At 60.8% G+C, this 1,703-nt stretch carries 2 protein-coding genes; both read left to right on the top strand.

Features of this window, described 5'->3' with window-relative positions; translation table 11 throughout:
• The first annotated feature begins 301 nt into the window (after window positions 1-301).
• Complete coding sequence (locus tag AC1VTH_RS08125) at window positions 302-814, top strand: helix-turn-helix domain-containing protein (protein WP_481335669.1); 513 nt, start codon at window positions 302-304, stop codon at window positions 812-814.
• Window positions 760-1,665, top strand: coding sequence for an IS3 family transposase (locus AC1VTH_RS08130; RefSeq protein WP_481335671.1), 906 nt, complete (start codon window positions 760-762; stop codon window positions 1,663-1,665). The genes AC1VTH_RS08125 and AC1VTH_RS08130 overlap by 55 nt, the downstream gene beginning before the upstream one ends.
• Window positions 1,666-1,703 lie beyond the last annotated feature (38 nt).

The following is a 1,703-nucleotide window of genomic DNA, read 5'->3' on the forward strand; positions in this document are numbered from 1 at the left end:
CAGTTGCGTGTACTCACTCGCTTTCTAGCACATGAAAAACCCAGCTCATGCTGGGTTTTTCATGTGCTGATTTTATTCCTCGAAATGCGTTAATAAATGGAGGAATTGTGTGAGTACAAAATGATGCTGTCTGCTCGCCGTGACTGCGAATACTCACCGTTTTACAAGGGATTCAACGGACGTGCTGGCACGTATATGACTCCAAATCTCTTTTGGTTCCGGGGAGTGGGAGTAAAAATCCCCTCATAGCGGTTCTGAACTGCCTCCCATTTCTTGGACATGAGAAATGGGAGGCCTTTTTATGGCTGGAAACGCTCTGTACGATGTCGGCATGCGGCTGCGCGCTGCCGAGCTCTTCGACGAGGGGCTCGGCTACAGGTCGATCGCGTCCCTGCTCGACACGCCCGGCGAGACTGTGAGAACATGGTTGGACACCTACCGCTCCGCTGGAATCGAAAGGTTGGCGGCCATGGGGACAAAGCACGCAGCCTACGCGTTCGAGACGAAGCTGGCGGCCGTCAGGGCCGTCGTCGACGAGGGGGCGACCAAGCCCGAGGCCATGGCCAGGTTCGGGATAGCCTCGACCACCTCGTTCAAGAAGTGGCTGAGGGCATACCGGGAAGGCGGGCCCGACGCCCTCAGACCCAAACCGAAGGGGAGGCCGAGCGGGACGGCCTCGGCGCCCGCGGAGGCGACGCGCGAGCAGGAGCTCGAGCGAATGGTCGCCAAGCTGGAGGCCGAGAACGCCTACTTAAAAAAATCGATAGCCCTGAAGGCGGAGAAGCGCTCTCGAATCGCGAGAAGGCAGCGATAGTGAGCGGGCTTTCAGGGCTGCATCCCCTGGCCGACCTGCTGGAGGCGGCCGGACTGCCGAGGTCCAGCTACTACTACGCCTTGTCGCACCCCAAGGCCCCCACGAGGCCCGAGCTTCGGGAGGCGGCGGCAGAGATATTCTCGCGCACCGCCAACGGCTGCGGGCACCGCCAGATAGCGATGTGCCTGCGCGCCGAGCAGGGCGCGGTCGTCGCTGACAAGACGGTGCTCAAGATGATGCGCGAGATGGGGCTGCGCTGCGGCATACGCCACGAGACCGGCTGCCGCAGATACAGCTCGTACAAAGGCGTGGTCGGCGAGACCTTCGAGAACGTGCTCGGCCGCGACTTCGCCGCCGACGGACCGTGGCAGAAGATGGGCACCGACGTCACCGAGTTCAAGCAGCCGTGGGGCAAGGCCTACTTCGCGCCGGTCTACGACTTCGGGACCAAGGAAATAGTTGCGTGGTCGACATCGCGGCATCCGAACCTGGACCAGCAGGTCGAGCTTCTCGATTCGCTGGTGGCCATGAAGCCGGAGGGGGCCAGGCCCGTGCTGCACTCGGACATGGGCTGGCAGTACCAGCACGCCAAGTGGGTCAAGAGGCTCAAAGACGCCGGGTTCGTCCAGAGCATGTCGCGCAAGGGCAACTGCCTGGACAACGGCGCAACAGAGCAGGTGTTCGGGCATCTGAAAGACGAGTTCTTCAGGGGACGCACCTGGTCCGACTTCGATTCCTTTAAAGCGGACCTCGACGCGTATGTGGTGCATTGGAATACAAGGAGGAGGCAGGTTAAACTAAAGGGACTGACCCCGGAGGAGTTCCGGAATCAGTCCCTTTGCGCGGCATAGGTCGTATTTAGCCCGTCCAAGATTTGGGGAGCAGTTCA

The sequence above is a fragment of the Parolsenella sp. genome (assembly GCF_982402205.1).